Consider the following 20106-nt stretch of genomic DNA (forward strand, 5'->3'; position numbering starts at 1 on the left):
GGCACGATGAATGTGCCCACGGGGATCGCGAACAATAGAAACCATGATTACAGTTCGCAACCTCAGCAAGACCTACCGCTCGAAGAAAGCGGTCACCGACCTCTCCTTCACCGTCCCCGACGGTTACGTCACCGGATTCCTCGGCCCCAACGGCTCCGGAAAATCCACCACCATGCGCTGCATGCTCGGACTCGACACCCCCACAACCGGCACCGTCACCTTCAGCGGCGACGGCTACGACGCCGAATTTGCCAGCCTGAACAACAAACACACCGTCGCCGGAGCCGTCCTCGACGCCGCCCTCTACACCCCCGCACGATCCGGACGCAACCACCTGCGCAGCATCGCCGCAGGCGCAGGCATCCCCGCCAGCCGCGTCGACGAATGCCTCGACATGGTCGGCTTGACCAGCGCCGCAGATGCCAAAGTCGGGGGATACTCCCTCGGCATGCGCCAACGCCTCGGCGTAGCCGCCGCACTACTCGGCGACCCCCAACACCTCATCCTCGACGAACCCGTCAACGGACTCGACCCCGAAGGCGTGACCTGGATGCGCACCATGATCCGCGACTACGCCGCCCGCGGACGCGCCGTACTCGTCTCCTCACACCTGCTCAGCGAAATGGAAATGACCGCCGACCGCCTCGTTGTCATCGGCAAAGGCCAACTCATCGGCGAATACAGCCTCGAAGAATTCTTAGCCGACGGCACCCGCGTAGTCGCCGAAAGCCCCGACGTGGAAGCCCTCGTGATTGCCCTCCGCAGCTTCGGCATGGACGCCACCCTCATCGATGAAGAACACGTCCACGTACCTGTCGGACACCAAGGGGAAAAAGACCTGCGCACCCAGATCGCACACATTGCCCACAATGAAAATGTGCTCATCACCGCCCTGCACACCCGCAGCGACAACCTCGAACAACGCTTCCTTGCCGCCACCGCCAGCGCCCAAGAATACCGCACCCACTAAACCCCACAAAGGAGCCAAACACCATGAACACCTTCACCAACGCGCTACGCAGCGAAACCATCAAACTCACCAGCCTACGATCCACCTGGATCTACGCCATCCTGCTCACCGGAACCCTCTACGGCCCACTCGTACTCATCGGACTACTGACCAACTCCGAGGAAGCAATCACCCTCAAAGACCTCACCAGCGGCGCACCCATCTTCGCCATCGTCACCGTCGCCTTCATCGGCGCCAGCATCGCAGGCACCATCGAAGAACGCATGCACATCCACGCATTCCTCACCCAACCCACCAGACACCTCTGGCTCATTGCAAGGATAGTCGTGTCCACAATTTTCATTGCGCTCAACTTTATAATCGGATTCGCACTCGCACTACTAGCCACCACCATACTGATGGACAACCCCTACGACTTCAGCTCCACCGCCGACCTCAACACCAGCCTGTTGTTCATCCTCTTAGCCGGTGTGCTCGCAGGCGGACTAGCCGTGATCAGCCGCTCCAAAATCGTCGCCATCGTCATCCCGATTAGCCTCGTGCTCATCATCAGCCAACTCATCCAAATCGCCGCCGCCCAAATCTCAGCACTCGTACCCCTGTGGCTGATCGAACCCTTCAGCCGCGCACCCCAACTATTCATACAAACCCCTGAGGCGGGCTGGGGATTTGGCCAAACCCAACCCCTCCTTTTCAACCTCGCCATCATCACCGCCTGGATCGTCGTACCAGTGTGGGCGGCATTTGCAGTCAACGCGCGCCGGGACGTGGGATAAGGCGGCGGCGTCGACAAGCGTAGCTGCGTTTTGTGGTGTGCGACGCAGACTACGTTTCCGCTTAGGATGTGGCGTGTGTGTGATGCTAAGTTGTGTTATTGGGGCCGTCACATAACGGTCGTCGCACTAACTGAATACTGAAAATTTGCATCACTTTCCATCATGATCGGATCGTTCGGCACGTACCTGCCGATGAAGGAGAACACAATGGCAAAAGTAGTCTATGAGCAGGCAACCCTGGTTTACCCAGGTGCGAAAGCGCCCACGGTCAACAAGTTCGACCTGGAAATCGCCGACGGCGAATTCCTCGTCCTCGTCGGACCCTCCGGCTGCGGCAAATCCACCACCCTACGCATGCTCGCAGGCCTCGAAGACGTCACCGAAGGGCGCATCCTCATCGGCGACCGCGACGTGACCACCGCACCGCCCAAAGAGCGCGACATCGCCATGGTGTTCCAAAACTACGCCCTCTACCCGCACATGACCGTGCGCGAAAACATGGGCTTCGCCCTTAAAATCGCCGGCGTAGACAAAGCCGAGATCGACAAGCGCGTCGACGAAGCCGCGAAAACCCTCGACCTGACCGAATACCTCGACCGTAAACCCAAAGCCCTCTCAGGGGGTCAGCGTCAGCGCGTAGCCATGGGGCGGGCGATTGTGCGCAAGCCGCAGGTCTTCCTCATGGACGAACCACTGTCCAACCTCGATGCAAAACTGCGCGTCCAAACCCGCACCCAAATCGCATCCCTGCAACGCAAGCTCGGCGTCACCACGCTCTATGTCACCCACGACCAGACCGAAGCACTGACCATGGGGGACCGCATTGCCGTGCTCAAAGACGGCTACCTGCAGCAAGTAGGCACCCCGCGCGAACTCTACGACACCCCCGCCAACGTCTTCGTCGCAGGCTTCATCGGCTCACCCGCGATGAACATCTTCACCTTCACCCTCGACGGTGACATTGCCACGCTTGGCGACGCCCGCGTCACAATCTCCGAAGCCACCCGCGCCGCAGTGGTCGCCGAAGACAACGGAAAAATCACCATCGGCTTCCGCCCCGAAGCACTCGAAATCGTCGACGACACAGTAGAAAACAGCATCCCACTCGTCCTCGACTTCGTCGAAGAACTCGGATCCGACTCCTTCCTCTACGGACACATCGTCGGCGCTGACGACCAACAAATCGTCATCCGCGCACTGCCCAACGTAGCCCCACCACGCGGCTCCGTCATGCACGTACGAGTCGTCGAATCCGGCCAACACAACTTCGCCGCCACCTCAGGCAAACGCCTACCCTAAACACCCAACCCCACCAAAGCCCCGCCTTGACATCTCACACCAGAAAACACCCCAAGGCGGGGCTTTAAAAACCCCTGCGAAACTAACGGAGAAACACCATGAAAAACTCCATGAACATCGCCACATCCGCCTACGCCCCCAGCCTGATCACCCTCCCCTGGGAAACCCCACTCGAACACTGGCCCAACGACGTAGTAGTCCCCCTACCACGCGGCATCTCCCGGCACATCGTCCGCTTCGTCCACCTCGACAACACCCAAGGCACCAGCAACGCCACCCGCGGCACCGACCCCGAATGCGCCTCATCCCCCTCAGGGGGCATTATCGCCGCCGTCAAAGAAATCGGGCGCAAAACCGCCCACCACGAATACGCCATGCTCCGCGAACTCCGCCGCATCGGCGCCCCCTGCGTCACACCAATAGCCGTCATCACCGGCCGACGCGACACCAACGGCGACACACTCACCGCCGCACTCGTCACCGAACACCTCCGCTTCTCCCTCCCATACCGCGAAATCTTCTCCCGCGAACTCGAAGCAGACATGGCCAACAAACTCATCAAAGCACTCGCCATCCTGCTCGTCAGGCTCCACCTCAACAACTTCTACTGGGGCGACGTCTCCCTCTCCAACACCCTCTTCCGCCGCGACGCCGACACCTTCACCGCCTACCTCGTCGACGCCGAAACCGGCGAATTCCAACCCCAACTCTCACAAGCACGCAGGCTATACGACGTCGACATCGCCCGCGTCAACATCATCGGCGAACTCATGGACCTCGCCTCAGGGGGCAAACTCGACGAAAACCTCGACCCCATCCAACTCGGCAACCGCGTCGAAACCTACTACCTCGAACTCTGGCACCTACTGACCGACCCCATCGAAGTACCCGCCGACGAATACTGGCGAGTCCAACAACGCGTCGACACGCTCGCCGACATCGGCTTCGACGTCACAGAACTCCAGCTCCTCTCAGGGGGCAGCGGAACCATCACCGCAACCCCAGCCAACATCGACGCCGGACACCACCGCAACCAACTCATCCACCTCATCGGACTCGACGTCGAAGAACAACAAGCCCGCCGACTCCTCAGCGAAATCACCGCCAACAACCACACCCCCATCGACGAAGCCGCCCGCACCTGGTACACCAACGAATACCTCCCCACCATCAACGCCATCCCCGACGAACTCAAACACAAACTCGAACCCGCCCAAATCTTCCACGAAATCCTCGACCACCGCTACTACCTCAGCCAAGAACAACACACCCACATCCCCCTCACCCAAGCCGCCCAATCCTACTACGCCAAAGTACTACCCACCCACCGCGACGAAGCCATCCTCATCACAACAGAACAAGACGACGGATACCGCGACGACTACCTCGACGACATCGCCTTCTAAACCGAACCAAATTGACCACCAAAACCACAAACGCCTAACCTAAACCACCGCAGAATAAACACCACAAAACAAGGAGAAAAACAACCGTGACCGACAACTACCCCGTCTACCACGGCGAACTCGGAGCACTCTACAACCCAGAAGGCACCACCTTCCGACTCTGGGCACCCACCGCAACCGACATAAAACTCCACCTCCCCTCAGGGGTCTACCCCCTGACACAAGGTGCCAACGGTGAATGGGAAACCTACATCGAAGGCGACCACCACCTCGCCGAATACCTCTACGAACTCACCTTCCCCGACGGGTCCACCACAACCACCGTCGACCCCTACGCCCGCAGCGTCACCGCCAACGGACACAGCGGCGTCGTCATCGACCTCCACACCCTCATCCCGCGCAGCCCACGCATGCCCAGCTTCCCCGACCCCACAGAAGCAATCATCTACGAAGCCCACATCCGCGACCTCACCATCAGCCCCACCAACGGCATCACCCACAAAGGCAAATTCCTCGGCCTCACCGAAACCGGAACCCGAACCACCAAAGGCAACCTCTCAGGACTCGACTACCTCACCAACCTAGGTGTCACCCACATCCAACTCCTGCCCGTCTTCGACTTCGGCAGCGTCGACGAATCCGGCGACCTCAGCTTCAACGCCCAATACAACTGGGGCTACGACCCCGTCCACTACAACACCCCCGAAGGCTCCTACTCCACCAACCCCCACGACCCCGCCAGCCGAATCATCGAATTCAAACAACTCATCGACACCCTCCACAACCACGGACTCAGAGTCATCATGGATGTGGTCTACAACCACGTCTACGACGTCGACACCAACCCCCTCCAACGCACCACACCCGGCTACTACTTCCGCCAAACCCCTGAAGGCACATGGCACAACGCCACCGGCTGCGGAAACGAAACCGCATCCGAACGCCCCATGATGCGCAAATTCATCGTCGACTCCGTCGTCCACTGGGCCCGCACATACGGCATCGACGGCTTCCGCTTCGACCTCATGGGTATCCACGACGTCGACACCATCAACGCCGTACGCGCCGCACTCGACGACATCGACCCCGGCATCATCATCATCGGCGAAGGCTGGGAAATGGGTAACCACCCTCAGGGGGTACGCGGTGCAAACCAAAAAAATGCATCACTGATACCACGGGTAGGCATGTTCAACGATTTTTACCGCGACGTGGTGAAAGGAAATAACTTCACGATCGGCGATTCCGGTTTCGTCTCAGGGGGTGGCGGGGATCTAGCTTCGAAGCTTTTCGACGCCCTCACACCCATCGACGCGAGCCAAAACGTGGTGTACAACGAGGCTCACGACAACTGGACGATGTTCGACAAGTTGGTGGGTACCGCGACGCTGCAGGGGGCGTCGATAAGCGACATTGCTAAGCGACACACTCTGGCGACAGCAACGCAATACTTGGCCCGCGGAATCGTGTTTGTGCACGCGGGGCAGGAGTTTTTGCGCACCAAGCTGGGCGAGGAAAACTCGTACAAAAGCCCTGATAGCGTGAATGCATTTGACTATGATCGGGCTGCTGAATTTGCGAAAGAATCCGGTTTTCTGCGGCATTTGAATGTGTTCCGCCGCAAATATGCGTGGACGCGTAGCTCAGGATACACCCCTGAGAGGCTGATTGCTGAGGGGTCACATTTGAGCTACCGCGTAGCCGACGCGTTTGGTAAGGGCCGAGATGCGTTTGTGTTGATTAATGCTTCTGAGCATCCGTTGGTGCATTCAACCCCTGAGGGGAAGTATCGTGTGCATATTACGGATGGGACGGTATTTCATGATCCGCAGCCGATTGAGTTGTCAGGGGAGTATGTTGTTAACCCCCTGAGGGTGGTGGTGTTGGAGCATGCCGGGTAGGCCGCTAGCGGCGGTGGGGGTGCTAGCGGCCTAGGTAGTAGCCTGTGGCCCAGATGGACATGCTTTTTCTGTGGCTGCGGTGTTCGAGGGGTTGGTTGGGGGAGGCCCTGAGGCCAGGTATTCCGGTTTCGGGGTCTTTTTCTATGCGTCCGTTGGTGTTGTTGTTGGGGTTGTCGCTGTTTCTGCGGTTGTGGTATTGGCAGAGTGGTGCGAGGTTGTCGTAGGTGGTGGGGCCGCCGTGGGACCATGCGGTGATGTGGTGTCCTTGGCTGGTGATGGCGGCGTGGTCGCAGTGTGGGTGGACGCAGGTGAGGTGTTCGATGGCGGCGAGGTATTTTTGCCAGGGGGTGGTGTGTTGGATGCGTGCGGCTGCGACGGGTGTGGGGTGTCCTTGTTCGTTGAGGCCCCAGGCGATGGTGTAGCCGTAGTCGGCGATTTTTTCGTTGATGAGGTTGTGGATGTTGATGAGTGCGCCGTCGCTGGTGGCGATAGTGCCGTCGGCGAAGTAGGTGGTGTCGGCGTCGAGGGGGAGGATGAAGCAGGGTTCGTGGGTGGGGGTGGTGTTCGGGGTTCCTGTGAGGAGGCGGTTGATTGCGGCTTGGCCTAGTGCGTCGATGCGTGTCAGGTCGGGGTTGGTGGCTTGGAGGCTGCGTGCGTCGTTGTTGAGGCGGTTGCGGAGCATGTGGGCTTGGGCTTGCATGAGCCAGCCTGAGAAGTGGATGCGTCCGTGGGCGTCGGGGGTTGTGCCGAGGTTGAAGCGTGCTGGGGGCATGCGCTTGTCGACGCCGCCGTTTTCTTGGGTGACTCGTTGCGCCATCCAGCCGCGGAGGTCGCGTAGTACGCATTCTGGTGCTTTGCGGATGAATTCTTCGCGCAGTGCTTGCTTGTCGACGCCGCTGTGGGCGCGGTTGACGTATTTGTTGATGGCGTCGAGTTGGTCGGTGCTGAGTTGGTAGTGTTTGGCGAGTTTGAGGTGGGTGAGTTCGAATTGTTTGGCGAGCCAGACGAGGTGTTTGGCGCGGTTGTAGTCGATGCCGGCGTCGCGTTCGAGGTTTTCTGCGGGGATGTTGTCACGGCGCAGCTCAAGCAGCAGGGCGGCCCCGCTGCGTTGTGCTGTTGTCCATGCCGTGTAGCTCATATTTTTAGGCTAAGTCGGGTGGTGGGGTGGTGCAAGATTTAGGGGTTGCGGATACTGGTTTTTCTGTGGATAACTTTGTTGCCGTGTCACTTGTGTGGATAACTTTCTTGTGTGGGCTTAAGGATTGCTGCGCTCATGGGTGGGAGGGTGAGCTGGTTGTCTGTAAGGGTTGCTCCGCCGTAGGTGTGGATGAGTGTTGTGCCCCCTGAGGGGAGTGTGGTGTTTTGGGTGGAGACGTTGATGTACACTTCGATGCCTTCGCCGCGCCGGTATGCCATGATGCGTGGGTTGGGGGTGGGGATGAAGGTGAGGGGTTGGTGTGCGTGGAGTCCGGGTTGGGTGTGTCGGTGGTGGATGAGTGTGCGGATGTGGTTGAGGAGGGAGTGGGGGTTGTTGCGGTGGGTTTCTACGTTGGTGTTGGTGTAGGTGGGTAGGTATGTGTTGGGGTTGGTGCTGAATCCGGCGTTGGTGTTGGTGGTCCATTGCATGGGGGTGCGGGAGCCGGTGCGTGTGTAGCCGCCTTCGTGGGTGGGGAGGTTGTGCCAGGTCATGGCGATTTCGTCGCCGTAGTAGATGAAGGGGACGCCTGGCATGGTGAGTTGGAATGTGTAGTAGAGGTGTTGGCTGGTTTCGTCTAGGTGGTGGGCTAGGCGGGTGGTGTCGTGGTTGCCGCTGATGAGGCTGAAGTGTCCTTTGTCGCGGGTGGCGTTGTAGTGGGGGAGGTAGAGGTTGATGAAGTCTTGGGTGGTGTGGGGTGAGTTGGGTGCGAAGTAGGGGTGTTTGTCGCGGACGAGGAGGTTGTAGCCGTTGCCGGGCCAGTCGAGGTAGAAGTCGGTGTGGAAGCCGGCTTTGAGGGATTGGGCGGGGTTGCCCCATTCGGCGATGTAGGCGGCGTTGGGGTGGTGGGGGCGGATGCGGTTGAAGATGTTGTGCCAGGTGCGGATGGTTTCTTTTTTGTCGGGGTCGTGTTTGACGAGTGAGTCGGCCATGTCGACGCGGAATCCGTCGATGCCCTTGTCGAGCCAGTGTTTCATGATGTCGGCGATGGCTTGGCGGTTGGTTTCTGCCCCCTGAGAGGTGCTGGGTTTTTGCCATGCGTGTCGACGTCGTCCGAAGCCGTAGTTGAGTGCGGGTTGGCATTTGAAGAAGTTGATGATGTAGTTGCCGTTGCGTGGGGTTTCCCCGGCGATGTAGGGTAGTCCGTCGGCGTCGCCGAACCAGTGGTCGGTCCAGATGTAGCGGTCGCAGTCGGGGTTGGTGGTGGAGTGGATGAACCAGGGGTGTTGTTCGCTGGTGTGGCCGGGGACGAGGTCGAGGGTGATTTTGATGTTGCGTTGGTGGCAGGCGTCGATAAGCGTTGTAAGGTCTGTTTCGGTGCCGTAGCGGGCGGCAATGCGGGTGTGGTCGGTGATGTCGTAGCCGGCGTCTTTGAAGGGGGAGTGGTAGATGGGGTTGAGCCAGATGGCGTTGATGCCGAGGTAGGTGAGGTGGTCGAGTTTTTCGGTGATGCCGTTGAGGTCGCCGATGCCGTCGCCGTTGCTGTCGTAGAAGGATTGTGGGTAGATCTGGTAGAAGACTGCTGTGTTGAGCCACTCAGGGGTTTTCATGCTGTGGGATTGTGTCATGTTTTGGGGGTGTTGTGGGGTTGTTGAACATGTGATTATTTTCATGTTTGTGCTTGTTTTTGCCCGTTTTGCCTGCATGGGTGGTGGGTGGGGTGACTGCGGTCACGTATTAGGTTTTTATTGCGCACTGTCACTGTGCTTAGATTGTGGTTGTGAGTTTCAAAGCCAAATGGCAGGGGTAATTGACCCTTGTTCTCCCATGATGATGGGGGTGCTTTTGGCTAGGAAAGTATGTCGTGAATACGTGGCGCACCCCCCTTTTTGCTGTGAGCAGGTTCTGGGGTGTGGGTGTGCATGAGTTTTTCAGAAAGTGGTGTTTGTACCTTGATGAACAAGCGTAAGGCTTTCGCTGCGATTATGGCCACTGTCTTGGGTTCTGCCGGTTTGGTGGCATGCTCTGGTGGCGATGCTGACAAGGCTGCTGACGGTTCCGCGAAGGCATCGGGCGATGTAAGTTTGACTGTGTGGACTTCTCAGGAAGACCAGACAAATTCGGACGCTTGGTTGCAGACCATGCAGAAGAAGTTTGAGGAAGCTAATCCTGATCTGAAGATCTCGTGGAAGAACTCTGTGGTCTCTGCTGCTGATGCTGCTACCACTGTGGGCCAGGATCCTGCTGCCGCTGCTGATGTGTACCTTTTCGCGAACGATCAGTTGGGTGCGCTGCACTCCGCGCAGGCAATTGGTGCTTTGTCTGATGATGGCGCAAAGCAGCTTGCTGAGCAGGCTGAAACTGCTCTGGCTAACTCTGTGGTTGGCCCAGATGGTGATTCTTATGGTTTGCCTTATGAGCCAAACACCTGGTTCATGTACTACAACAAGTCCAAGCTGAGCGCTGATGATGTCAAGAGCTTCGACACCATGTTGGAGAAAGCAAAGGTTTCCTTCCCGCTGTCGAACTCCTGGTACATGGCTGGTTTCTACGCTGGCGCTGGCACTACCTTCTTCGGCAAGGAAGGCTTGGATGAGAAGGCTGGTATTCAGGCTGGCGATAAGGCTGCAGATGTGACCAAGTACTTGGTTGATGTGGCTAAGAACAAGAACTTCGTCAACGATGCTGATGGCTCCGGCTTGGGTGGCCTTGCGAATGGTTCTGTCGACGTTGTGTTCTCCGGCGCGTGGGATGCCCAGGCTGCTGAGGAGGCTTTGGGTGAGAACTATGCTGTTGCGTCTCTGCCTACCTTCAAGCTGGGTGGTGAAGATGTTCAGATTACAGCCTTCTCCGGTTCGAAGGCTGTAGCCTACAACCCGAACTCGAAGAACCAGGTTGTGGCTGCGAAGTTCGCTGCATTCCTTGCTTCTTCTGATTCTCAGAAGGTGCATTATGAGAAGAATGGTGTGATTCCTGCCGATAAGACTCTGGCGTCCGATGCAGAGATTTCGAAGGATCCTGTGGCTGTTGCTTTGTTTGAGACTGTCTCTAAGGCTTCTGTCTTGCAGCCAACCTTTAAGGCGATGTCTGAGTTCTGGGAGCCAGCTGAGAACTTTGGTAAGGCCATTGTTAACGGTGAGGTGACCGAGGACAATGCTGCTGAGAAGACTGAAGCATGGTTTAAGTCTTACGCTAACTAGCGGCACTGAAAGACGGCCAAACATACATATCTGTTGAGTGTGCCTTGATAGTGCCCACTCGATAGCGATACACACTGTTGAACCCCCGAAGCGCTGCTTTGAATAAGCGGATTGTTTCGGGGGTTTGTGCGTCACTGTGGGCGATATTCACGGTGTGCGATGCGAATGTAGATTTCTCACAGCAAAGGAGTGGAGTGATGAAGCACCGCGGCCAAGAATCCGAATTTGGGATTGGGTCAGCGTGGCGTGATGGCGACGCGCTTACTAAACTCTCGCTTGTTATTTTCGGCCTCGGCAATCTAGCGAAGAAACAGTACTTCAAAGGTGTGATGCTTTTAGGCATTGAGGTCGCGGTGATCGCGTGGTTTGCCACCATTGGTGTTGCCAAGATCCAAGCGTTGCCGGAACTTGGGGGTCAGGGGGGTCAGACTCGTGTGAAGGTGGACGGGTTTTGGACCTATGTGAATTCTGAACCTTCTGTGGTGGTTTTGCTCAACGGCATTGCCGCGATTTGTGCTGCCTTGGTGTTTGTCTGGTTTGCTACTGTGGCGCTGCGCAGTGCTTTCAAGGCGCAGGTGCAGGTGGAAAATCATGGCAAGGCGCGTAGTTTTGTGCAGGATCTCAAGGCGTTGACTGATACTGACGCCCCGATTCTGTTTATGTCCTTGCCTACCGCAGGCATTCTTATCTTTACTATTTTGCCGCTGATCTTCATGATCACCATGGCGTTTACCAGCTTCGATTCGAAAAACCCCACTAATTTCCAGTGGGTTGGTTTGGAGAATTTCGGCAAGGTGTTGGGTAATGACACGGGCGTGGTCAACCTCAACATGTTCCTTGGGGTGTTGGCGTGGACGCTGGTGTGGGCGTTTTTTGCCACCTTCCTGAACTACTTCCTGGGCATGTTCCTTGCCATGCTGATTAATCGTCGCACCACCCGCGGTAAGGCGTTTTGGCGTGCGATTTTCTCCCTGTCGGTGGCGGTTCCGCAGTTCGTGTCGTTGCTGGTGCTGCGTTCGATGCTGCAGCCGCAGGGCGCGTTGAACCGCTTGTTGCAGGATTATGGTTTGACCGATCATGCGTTGCCGTTTTTCACTGACCCTACGTGGGCGCGTGTGACGGTGATTGTGATTAATCTGTGGATCGGTATTCCGTACACGGTGATGCAGGTGACGGGTATTTTGCAGAATATTCCGGGTGAGCTGTATGAGGCTGCGCGTCTCGACGGCGCCAGCTGGTGGCAGATTTACCGCAGCGTCACCATGCCGTACATGTTGTTCGTGATGACCCCCTACCTGATCACCACGTTTACGGCGAATGTGAATAACTTTAACGTGATCTACATGCTTTCCGGGGGTGCGCCCACACCGGTGGGTGCGTCGGCGGGTCAAACCGACTTGCTGATTACGTGGCTGTACAAACTGACAGTGGACCGTGGCGATTACAACATTGGTGCGGTGATCGGTATTTTGACCTTCATCGTGCTTTCCAGCGTGGCGTTGGTGACGTACCGTCGTTCCGGTTCTTACCGCAATGAGGAGGGATTCCAGTGAGCAAGTCTCTTGATCACACTAATGCCACCTTGCACGATCAGCGCGCTTCGCGCCGGATTGCCGATGTGGCTACGCATATTTTCTTGAGCGTGTTGGCTTTTATTTGGGTGCTGCCCATTATTTGGATTGTGGCGGCATCGTTTAATAAGAACACGGCACCGTATTCGGCAACGTTTTTCCCCACGGAATACACGGTTAATAATTACGTGGCGCTGTTTACGGAGCGCGATGTGCTGGATTTCCCCCGCATGTTTGCAAACACCTTCATCATTGCGGTATTTACCTGCATAATTTCGGTGTTCTTCGTACTCATTGTGTCGTTTAGCCTTTCGCGTATGCGCTTCCGCTTCCGCAAAATTTATATGAATATGGCCCTAATTTTGGGCATGTTCCCCGGCATTATGGCCGTGGTGGCGATCTACTTCATTTTGAAGGCGCTGGGCTTAACTAATGGTGCGGTGACCAATATCGCGCTGATCATTGTGTATTCGGCGGGTTCCGGTATGGGCTTTTATATTATGAAGGGCTATATGGATACCATTCCAAAGTCTTTGGATGAGGCCGCATATTTGGATGGTTGTACCCGCTGGCAGGTTTTCCGCCTCATTATTCTTCCCATTAGCAAGCCGATGATTGTGTACCAGGCAATTATTGGGTTCCTCACCCCGTGGCTGGACTTCGTTTTGGCCAAAGCTATTGCGCGTACCCAGGATAATTACACGGTTGCTTTGGGTCTGTGGAAAATGCTGGAAAAAGAGTACATTCATGATTGGTTTGCCCGTTTCGCCGCCGGTGCGGTGTGTGTTTCCATCCCGATTGTGATTCTGTTTATTGTGATGCAGCGTTATTATCAGGAGTCGATGGCTGGCTCCGTGAAGGGTTAGCCAGCTGGTAGCTACGAGGGGCATCTTTGTAAGGTGTCCCTTTAGCTTTTGTTAAAGAAGGGTGTCGAAGGTGGTATCTGAGGTCGGTCGTGGATTGCGCTTTACCCATTTGTTGCTGGTTGCGGGTGTGTGCGCGCTGTTTCATGCCGCAAGTGTGGGCGTCGAAAAGCTGTGTGTGCCGGATGTGGCAAACGCCGACTTTTCGCAGCTCACCTGGGTTGTGCTACTGGAGTTGCTCAGTTGGGCGGGGTTGCCGATCATCGCCTGGCTGTACGCAGTAGCTTTGCGACGCGCGCACCTTCACCCCCGACTGTTCGCCGCCACCGTGGCCTATGCGCTGATCTGTGAATTCGCCTTCGACATTGGTGTTAAGGGTGCGCTGGTGGATTTTTCGGCGCAGTCGGTGATCTGGGCGCTGCCTTTATGTTTTATCGTGGCCGCGACCTATCAGTATGCTGCTAAGTTTCCCCCAGCACAGCGGATGCTTGTCACAGGAGCAGTCATTTTTGCCGCCCTCGCGTGGATCGTGATTTTCGCCGTTGGGTTGCGCGTCTCAGTCATGCTCACGGGCGCGGTGGTGTTGGTGATGTTCTGTGTTTTCTACTTCGTCAACGGCCGTGAGAACACCATGATGCTCTCAGCCGGAATGATCGGCGCCTCTTTCCTGATCACCCCAGCAATCGGTGTTGTATTCCTCCACTACCGCGCACCACTTCTGGAGGAGAAAGGCACATGGCCGAATCCGCTCTGGATAGCGCTGTATCCAGTACTACTTCTTAGCTTGGCGTTGATCTGATTGACAGGTTAACTTCGCGTAGGACTCTTCACGAAACCTGCAGGGAGTTTTCCTGTCGTCCCCCTTGTGCTTGAGGGGGAGAAACTTCATGCCATGACACACGTTACTGAGAACAAATTCAAGTGCCTACGATAAGGCGGTCACGCTAGTGCAGGAATGTGTAAAAGTATTGAACCAAGCGTGACGGACACGTGTACGTTCGCTTATTGTCAATTACTTGTGAAAATTGGGGGTAGTTGGGGGTGTTTTGTAGGTGTGTGTTATTGCATTAATTCGTTGATGAGGGTTGTGTTTCCTTGGTGCTCGGGGGTGTTGGTGAGATTGAAGTAGACCTCAGGTTCAGGCGTGCGTACGCGTGGGCGTTGGTGTCTAAATCGTGTGGGGTTTTGTTCGTAGAGCCGTTGTTTGGCGGAGTTGCGTATTGCCCAGGTTCCTTTCCAGGTGTTGGTTAGTATTTGGTGTGGGGTGAAAAACTCGAGTGCTGAATGCGCGCGTGTGGTGTTGTAGTAGTCTACCCAGGTGCGTATCCAGTTTCGGGCGTGGTTTTTATCCTCGAAAACTTTCGGGTAGGTGGGATCGTTTTTCAAGGTGGCAAAGGATGATTCCACGTGGGGGTTATCGTCACTGATGCGTGGGCGTGAATGTGATCGAACAATGCCATGGGTTTGGCAGAATTGCTGCATTTTTCTTGATTTCATTGAAGTCCCGTTATCGGAATGGATCATTTCAACCTGATGGCCTTGTTTGGTAGCAGTGGCGATGATCTGGGTGAAGATTTCTTCGGCGACAGTGGTGTTGGGCTGGTCATCAATACCCCATCCGACGATGGCGCGTGAATACAGGTCCACAACACAGTGCAGATACGTATTGTGCCCTCGTGTAAGTAGTGGCAGTGTGGTGATATCCCACACCAGGGTTTGATACGGTTTGGTCGCAACAAGCTGTGGCGGGGTTGTCCGCGGTGTTTTACTCACACGCACAGCGGTGGTTTTAGGTCCACGGCTGACACACGTAGGTGTCTTTGACATACGGTAGTAGCTGCTTAAACTTGCCAAGACCTGCCCGTGATCCCACTGCTGGTAGTACACCTGTTGGATGGGTACTTCTGGTGTGGCATCAAGTTGTTTGCAGATCAGTGTACGTTCCTGGTCTGTGAGCATCACGTCTTTACGCCGCAACCGATGCGGGGTGGGTTGTGTTGCGTCGATAGCCTGGATGAAGGCGTTCATGCAGGCTAGAAGGCGCAAGCCCAGTAAGCTTGTGGCATCGTGTTTTTGGTATGGTCAAATCAACCAAAGCGTAGAACAAGGAAAGATCTTCGGTTACGAACGCATCGAAACGTTCTTGTTGTTCTACTGTGAGGATTTTTCCGCCTTGCCGTGTGGCTCGCCAAGATCGTGCAAGACGGCAATAGCTTTTCCCAACGCATCAGCAGCCTTTTCCCACTTACTAGCCTCAGCATCTTTTAATGCAAGTTGGCGGGCAAATTCTTTCCGATCACGCTCAGCTTGAGCGCTATGTTCAGCAAGCTTACGAACCAACTTTTCCTGTTCCCGCTCGGCTTGGGCTTGCTGCTGGGCTAAAAGCTCTCGGAGTCGTTGTACCTCTGAAATATCACGCTTTGTCATACTCCCAGTCTTACGGGGAAAACGCTCATTGTCGAGATCACCATCAGCCAACGCAGAAATCCACTTCCGAATCACATGCGGACGCAGCCCTAAACTTTCAGCATAAGGAGTCTTCTCACCCCGCCGTAGCTTGACATAACGCAACGCAATCTCACGCTGCTGCGCGGGGGTAAACGACGAAGCCACAACATGAACTTCCATACTCATGAATCCTTCCTAGAAACCATTCACAAGTAGTCTGACAATTATTGCCAGTGGACGGATTTAGGGGACAACTCTGTGAGATGGACTGTGGTGCACGTACAGGAGTAATGGTGGGATGTGCGCTTAAATTGGGTGAATCTGTCACTATTACCTACAAAACCTTGCTCTGGGGGCATAAGAAGAGCGATCGTCTTCACCGGCGTTATTGCAATGAGGCAAGGCGAGCGACCATTGATAAAATCTACTTTTCTTCTTCCCCCAGAGGACTAGGTCCAGTGAAAGTAGAGATAGAAAAGGTTCGTTGGGATAGGAAAACTGAAAAGCAGGTGGTGAAAAAGAAAACTATGCGACTATGGGGATGGCGGCATACTACACTTTTGTTAAAGCCGAAGTGAGGTGGCGGCGTAACTCCCATTTTTAAAGACGCATCGATGTAGTTTATAGAATGATAGGGACGCTCATTTTGTCAAGATCCCGTGGCGAGGTTTCATCAGGATAGTTAAAACCTCGCCTTTTAATTTATATGGTGAGGAAGAACCTAGTTTTTGAAAAAACTATGGGGCTCAACGTTGTGGCATTTTTAGAACGGGAGTATCAATCGTCAAGGAGCAAGAGTAATTTGATGGGCGTAGGAACATTGAGTCCCTTAAACCCTTACAGCGAGTGAACTTATGGTGCCTGAGATTTGATACGCACGGGCAAGAATTTTTAATTTGACTTTGCTGGCGGTTGTTCTGTAGAGTTGCCCGATAGTCCCACATGTATTTGTTGGGAGCCTCAAGTTTTGCCTAGCCGCGCTAGGAAGTAAGAGTTTATCCGATTGGGTAGATTTCTTCAGAACTTGGAGGAACACACGGAAGCGGCCCCGGAAAAGAGCCCCTATTTTCGTTTGTATAGGGGCAGGTAGCGGTGGATGTGTGTTGCTAGGCAAAATCTGAACGCGAAAAATTCTCTACCACCGTGCTTGAAGTGTGGTGGTTGGAGGAAAAACCGAAAAATATAGAAAGACGGTTCATGCCAACTATTCAGCAGCTGGTCCGTAAGGGCCGCCACGATAAGACTGCAAAGGTGAAGACCGCAGCGCTGAAGGGTTCCCCACAGCGTCGTGGCGTGTGCACCCGTGTGTACACCACCACCCCTAAGAAGCCTAACTCTGCACTGCGTAAGGTCGCTCGTGTGCGCCTGACCTCCGGCATTGAGGTTTCCGCATACATCCCAGGTGAGGGCCACAACCTCCAGGAGCACTCCATGGTGTTGGTTCGCGGTGGTCGTGTGAAGGACCTCCCAGGTGTTCGTTACAAGATCATCCGCGGTGCGCTTGACACCCAGGGTGTTAAGGATCGCAAGCAGGCTCGTTCCCGCTACGGCGCAAAGAAGGAGAAGTAATCTAAATGCGTAAGAATGCAGCTCCAAAGCGCCCAGTAGTAAAAGACCCAGTTTACGGTTCCGAGGTTGTTACTCAGCTCGTGAACAAGGTTCTGCTTGACGGCAAGAAGTCCGTTGCAGAGCGCATTGTTTACGGTGCACTTGAGAAGTGCCAGGAGAAGACCGGCACCGATCCAGTTCTGACCCTTGAGAAGGCTCTGGGCAACATCAAGCCTGAGTTCGAGGTTCGTTCCCGCCGTGTTGGTGGCGCTACCTACCAGGTTCCAGTTGAGGTTCGCGCAGCACGCGCAAACACCCTGGCTCTGCGTTGGTTGGTTACCTTCACCCGCCAGCGTCGCGAAAACACCATGATCGATCGTCTTGCTAACGAGATCCTGGATGCGGCTAACGGCCTTGGCGCTTCCGTGAAGCGTCGCGAGGATACCCACAAGATGGCAGAGGCCAACCGCGCCTTCGCTCATTACCGCTGGTAATCATCGGCACTACCGTCTTCGCAATGACCCAGCTAAGCAAAACTCGCCCCCGCAGACACTGCACGTATCTGTGCTTTGTCTCATCGTGAGCTTTCTTCGCTGGGTCAAACGTCTATAACAGGCAGACGGTAAAGCTTTTTGTAAAATGCCGCACATTCTTCCATTACGGCCTGAGATTTTGGGCTGTGATGGGGGGAAATTACACAGTTGGTTTTTATACAGAAGCTCGAAGATTCAGCCAAATTTTGGCAGAATTGAACAGAAACTATCCGTACAGTGGTTTTCATCTTGACTTTTCTACCCAGAAAGATTTTCCCAAGATGATTCCCAGCTACATAAGTTAGGACTACAGTGGCACCTCAAGAAGTGCTTAAGGATCTGAACCGGGTCCGCAACATCGGCATCATGGCCCACATCGATGCTGGTAAGACCACCACCACCGAGCGTATCCTCTTCTACACCGGCATCAACCGTAAGGTCGGCGAGACCCACGACGGTGCATCCACCACCGACTGGATGGAGCAGGAGAAGGAACGCGGCATCACCATTACGTCCGCTGCCGTGACCTGTTTCTGGAACAACAACCAGATCAACATCATCGACACCCCAGGTCACGTTGACTTCACCGTTGAGGTTGAGCGTTCCCTGCGTGTTCTCGACGGCGCAGTTGCTGTTTTCGACGGCAAGGAAGGCGTTGAGCCACAGTCCGAGCAGGTGTGGCGTCAGGCTGCAAAGTACGACGTTCCTCGTATCTGCTTCGTGAACAAGATGGACAAGCTCGGTGCTGACTTCTACTTCACCGTTCAGACCATCATCGACCGCCTGGGCGCTAAGCCTTTGGTTCTGCAGCTGCCAATCGGCGCTGAGGACGACTTCGACGGCGTTGTCGACCTGATCAACATGCGTGCTATCACCTGGCGCGGCAAGGTTGAGACCGGTGCTGAGCCAACCTACGAAGAGATCCCAGCTGACCTTCAGGACAAGGCTGAGGAGTATCGCGAGAAGCTTCTCGAGGCTGTTGCTGAGTCTGACGAAGAGCTCATGGAGAAGTACTTCGGTGGCGAAGAGCTCACCGTTGAGGAAATCAAGGCAGCCATCCGCAAGATGACCGTCAACTCCGAGATCTACCCAGTTCTGTGTGGTACCGCATACCGCAACAAGGGTGTTCAGCCGCTTCTCGACGCCGTCATCGACTACCTGCCAAACCCACTGGACATCGGTGAAGTTGTTGGCCACGCAGTTGGCGACGAGTCCACCAAGGTTGTGCGTAAGCCTTCCATCGACGAGCCTTTCGCAGCACTTGCCTTCAAGATCGCGGTTCACCCATTCTTCGGTAAGCTGACCTTCGTTCGCGTGTACTCCGGTGTTGTTGAGCCTGGTACCCAGGTTGCTAACTCCACCAAGGGTAAGAAGGAGCGCATCGGTAAGCTGTTCCAGATGCACGCCAACAAGGAGAACCCTGTTGACGAAGCATCCGCAGGTAACATCTACGCCTTCATTGGTCTGAAGGACACCACCACCGGTGATACCCTTTGTGATTCCAACAACCAGATCATCCTGGAGTCCATGGACTTCCCAGATCCTGTGATTAAGGTTTCCATTGAGCCTAAGACCAAGTCTGACCAGGAGAAGCTGGGCGTTGCTATCCAGAAGCTCGCTGAAGAGGACCCAACCTTCACCGTTGAGCTGGACGAAGAGTCCGGCCAGACCGTGATCGGCGGCATGGGCGAGCTGCACCTGGACGTTCTTGTTGACCGTATGCGTCGCGAGTTCAAGGTTGAGGCTAACGTTGGTAACCCACAGGTTGCTTACCGTGAGACCATCCGTAAGGCTGTTGAGAAGATCGAGTACACCCACAAGAAGCAGACCGGTGGTTCCGGTCAGTTCGCTAAGGTGATCATCGCTCTGGAGCCTTACGCTCCTGAGGCTGATGAGCTCGAAGAGGGCCAGTCCGCAATCTACGCATTCGAGAACGCTGTTACCGGTGGTCGTGTTCCTAAGGAATACATCCCATCTGTTGACGCTGGTATCCAGGATGCAATGCAGTACGGCTACCTCGCAGGCTTCCCACTGGTGAACATCAAGGCAACCCTGCTCGATGGTGCTTACCACGAGGTTGACTCCTCCGAAATGGCCTTCAAGTTGGCTGGTTCCCAGGCACTGAAGGAAGGCGTTGCTAAGGCAAAGCCAGTTCTTCTGGAGCCTGTGATGGCTGTTGAGGTTATCACCCCTGAGGAGTACATGGGCGACGTTATCGGCGATATTAACTCTCGCCGTGGCCAGATCGCTTCCATGGATGATCGTGCTGGTGCAAAGGTCGTTAAGGCTCGCGTTCCACTGTCTGAGATGTTCGGTTACGTTGGTGACCTGCGTTCGAAGACTCAGGGCCGCGCTAACTACTCCATGATCTTCGATTCCTACGCTGAGGTTCCTACCAACGTAGCTACCGAGATCATCGCTGAGCGTACCGGTAACTAAAGTTTCGTTACCCCTTT

16 protein-coding genes are annotated in these 20106 nt (G+C 55.4%); 12 read left to right on the top strand and 4 right to left on the bottom strand.

The features are described 5' to 3' along the window. The first annotated feature begins 43 nt into the window (after window positions 1-43). The 5 genes from CFELI_RS01560 (at window position 44) to pulA (ending at window position 6352) form a co-directional block, all read left to right on the top strand. Window positions 44-970, top strand: a complete 927-nt coding sequence (locus CFELI_RS01560; RefSeq protein WP_277104548.1) for an ABC transporter ATP-binding protein — start codon at window positions 44-46, stop codon at window positions 968-970. A gap of 23 nt (window positions 971-993) precedes the next feature. Beyond that, window positions 994-1746 carry an ABC transporter permease gene (locus tag CFELI_RS01565; protein ID WP_277104547.1) on the top strand — a complete coding sequence of 251 codons (753 nt, stop codon included), beginning with the start codon at window positions 994-996 and terminating at the stop codon, window positions 1744-1746. A 207-nt stretch (window positions 1747-1953) separates the two neighbouring features. Next, window positions 1954-3045 carry an ABC transporter ATP-binding protein gene (locus CFELI_RS01570; RefSeq protein WP_277104546.1) on the top strand — a complete coding sequence of 364 codons (1092 nt, stop codon included), beginning with the start codon at window positions 1954-1956 and terminating at the stop codon, window positions 3043-3045. A 98-nt stretch (window positions 3046-3143) separates the two neighbouring features. Beyond that, window positions 3144-4451: a DUF4032 domain-containing protein gene (locus CFELI_RS01575; RefSeq protein WP_277104545.1), complete on the top strand. Its 1308-nt coding sequence runs from the start codon at window positions 3144-3146 to the stop codon at window positions 4449-4451. Between the two features lie 86 nt (window positions 4452-4537). Then, a complete protein-coding gene (gene pulA, locus CFELI_RS01580) occupies window positions 4538-6352 on the top strand; it encodes a type I pullulanase (RefSeq protein WP_277104544.1) in 1815 nt (604 codons plus the stop codon). A gap of 22 nt (window positions 6353-6374) precedes the next feature. On the opposite strand, the gene CFELI_RS01585 is transcribed toward pulA, so the two are convergent. Then, entirely contained in the window at window positions 6375-7490 is a 1116-nt protein-coding gene (locus CFELI_RS01585; protein ID WP_277104543.1) for an HNH endonuclease signature motif containing protein, read from the bottom strand. 86 nt (window positions 7491-7576) lie between these two features. Beyond that, a complete protein-coding gene (locus CFELI_RS01590) occupies window positions 7577-9115 on the bottom strand; it encodes an alpha-amylase family glycosyl hydrolase (RefSeq protein ID WP_290259220.1) in 1539 nt (512 codons plus the stop codon). A gap of 324 nt (window positions 9116-9439) precedes the next feature. Between CFELI_RS01590 and CFELI_RS01595 the strand changes: the two genes are divergently transcribed. The 4 genes from CFELI_RS01595 to CFELI_RS01610 all read left to right on the top strand — a co-directional run bounded on the left by CFELI_RS01595 (window position 9440) and on the right by CFELI_RS01610 (window position 13920). Continuing rightward, entirely contained in the window at window positions 9440-10687 is a 1248-nt protein-coding gene (locus tag CFELI_RS01595) for an extracellular solute-binding protein (protein WP_374724712.1), read from the top strand. A 197-nt stretch (window positions 10688-10884) separates the two neighbouring features. Beyond that, complete coding sequence (locus CFELI_RS01600; protein ID WP_277104540.1) at window positions 10885-12240, top strand: carbohydrate ABC transporter permease; 1356 nt, start codon at window positions 10885-10887, stop codon at window positions 12238-12240. Window positions 12241-12269: 29 nt separating this feature from the next. Next, on the top strand, window positions 12270-13124 hold the full coding sequence (locus CFELI_RS01605; protein WP_277104572.1) for a sugar ABC transporter permease: 855 nt from the start codon (window positions 12270-12272) through the stop codon (window positions 13122-13124). 61 nt (window positions 13125-13185) lie between these two features. Further along, the gene (locus CFELI_RS01610; protein WP_277104539.1) at window positions 13186-13920 is read left to right on the top strand and encodes a hypothetical protein; all 735 of its coding nucleotides are present in this window, start codon (window positions 13186-13188) and stop codon (window positions 13918-13920) included. 260 nt (window positions 13921-14180) lie between these two features. Here the strand turns inward: CFELI_RS01610 and CFELI_RS01615 are convergent, their stop codons facing one another. Then, entirely contained in the window at window positions 14181-15149 is a 969-nt protein-coding gene (locus CFELI_RS01615) for a DDE-type integrase/transposase/recombinase (RefSeq protein WP_290259226.1), read from the bottom strand. A 123-nt stretch (window positions 15150-15272) separates the two neighbouring features. After that, entirely contained in the window at window positions 15273-15755 is a 483-nt protein-coding gene (locus CFELI_RS01620; RefSeq protein ID WP_290258973.1) for a hypothetical protein, read from the bottom strand. Window positions 15756-16766: 1011 nt separating this feature from the next. On the opposite strand from CFELI_RS01620, the gene rpsL reads away from it, so the two are divergent. The 3 genes from rpsL (at window position 16767) to fusA (ending at window position 20089) form a co-directional block, all read left to right on the top strand. Next, window positions 16767-17138 (top strand): 30S ribosomal protein S12, encoded by a 372-nt coding sequence (gene rpsL, locus CFELI_RS01625; protein ID WP_025251882.1) that lies wholly within the window; start codon window positions 16767-16769, stop codon window positions 17136-17138. A 5-nt stretch (window positions 17139-17143) separates the two neighbouring features. After that, on the top strand, window positions 17144-17611 hold the full coding sequence (gene rpsG / locus CFELI_RS01630) for a 30S ribosomal protein S7 (RefSeq protein WP_277105282.1): 468 nt from the start codon (window positions 17144-17146) through the stop codon (window positions 17609-17611). Window positions 17612-18016: 405 nt separating this feature from the next. After that, entirely contained in the window at window positions 18017-20089 is a 2073-nt protein-coding gene (fusA, locus tag CFELI_RS01635) for an elongation factor G (RefSeq protein WP_277105283.1), read from the top strand. The last annotated feature ends 17 nt before the right edge of the window (window positions 20090-20106 follow it).

It is taken from the genome of Corynebacterium felinum (assembly GCF_030408755.1).
In the GTDB taxonomy this organism is placed as follows: Bacteria; Actinomycetota; Actinomycetes; order Mycobacteriales; family Mycobacteriaceae; genus Corynebacterium; species Corynebacterium felinum.

What these genes read in the sequence shown, in the direction of transcription:
- CFELI_RS01560 (WP_277104548.1), top strand. Translation starts at nt 44, where the DNA reads ATGATTACAGTTCGCAACCTCAGCAAGACCTACCGCTCGAAGAAAGCG.
- CFELI_RS01565 (WP_277104547.1), top strand. Translation starts at nt 994, where the DNA reads ATGAACACCTTCACCAACGCGCTACGCAGCGAAACCATCAAACTCACC.
- CFELI_RS01570 (WP_277104546.1), top strand. Translation starts at nt 1,954, where the DNA reads ATGGCAAAAGTAGTCTATGAGCAGGCAACCCTGGTTTACCCAGGTGCG.
- CFELI_RS01575 (WP_277104545.1), top strand. Translation starts at nt 3,144, where the DNA reads ATGAAAAACTCCATGAACATCGCCACATCCGCCTACGCCCCCAGCCTG.
- CFELI_RS01585 (WP_277104543.1), bottom strand. Translation starts at nt 7,490, where the DNA reads ATGAGCTACACGGCATGGACAACAGCACAACGCAGCGGGGCCGCCCTG.
- CFELI_RS01590 (WP_290259220.1), bottom strand. Translation starts at nt 9,115, where the DNA reads ATGACACAATCCCACAGCATGAAAACCCCTGAGTGGCTCAACACAGCA.
- CFELI_RS01600 (WP_277104540.1), top strand. Translation starts at nt 10,885, where the DNA reads ATGAAGCACCGCGGCCAAGAATCCGAATTTGGGATTGGGTCAGCGTGG.
- CFELI_RS01615 (WP_290259226.1), bottom strand. Translation starts at nt 15,149, where the DNA reads ATGAACGCCTTCATCCAGGCTATCGACGCAACACAACCCACCCCGCAT.
- CFELI_RS01620 (WP_290258973.1), bottom strand. Translation starts at nt 15,755, where the DNA reads ATGAGTATGGAAGTTCATGTTGTGGCTTCGTCGTTTACCCCCGCGCAG.
- rpsL (WP_025251882.1), top strand. Translation starts at nt 16,767, where the DNA reads ATGCCAACTATTCAGCAGCTGGTCCGTAAGGGCCGCCACGATAAGACT.
- rpsG (WP_277105282.1), top strand. Translation starts at nt 17,144, where the DNA reads ATGCGTAAGAATGCAGCTCCAAAGCGCCCAGTAGTAAAAGACCCAGTT.
- fusA (WP_277105283.1), top strand. Translation starts at nt 18,017, where the DNA reads ATGGCCCACATCGATGCTGGTAAGACCACCACCACCGAGCGTATCCTC.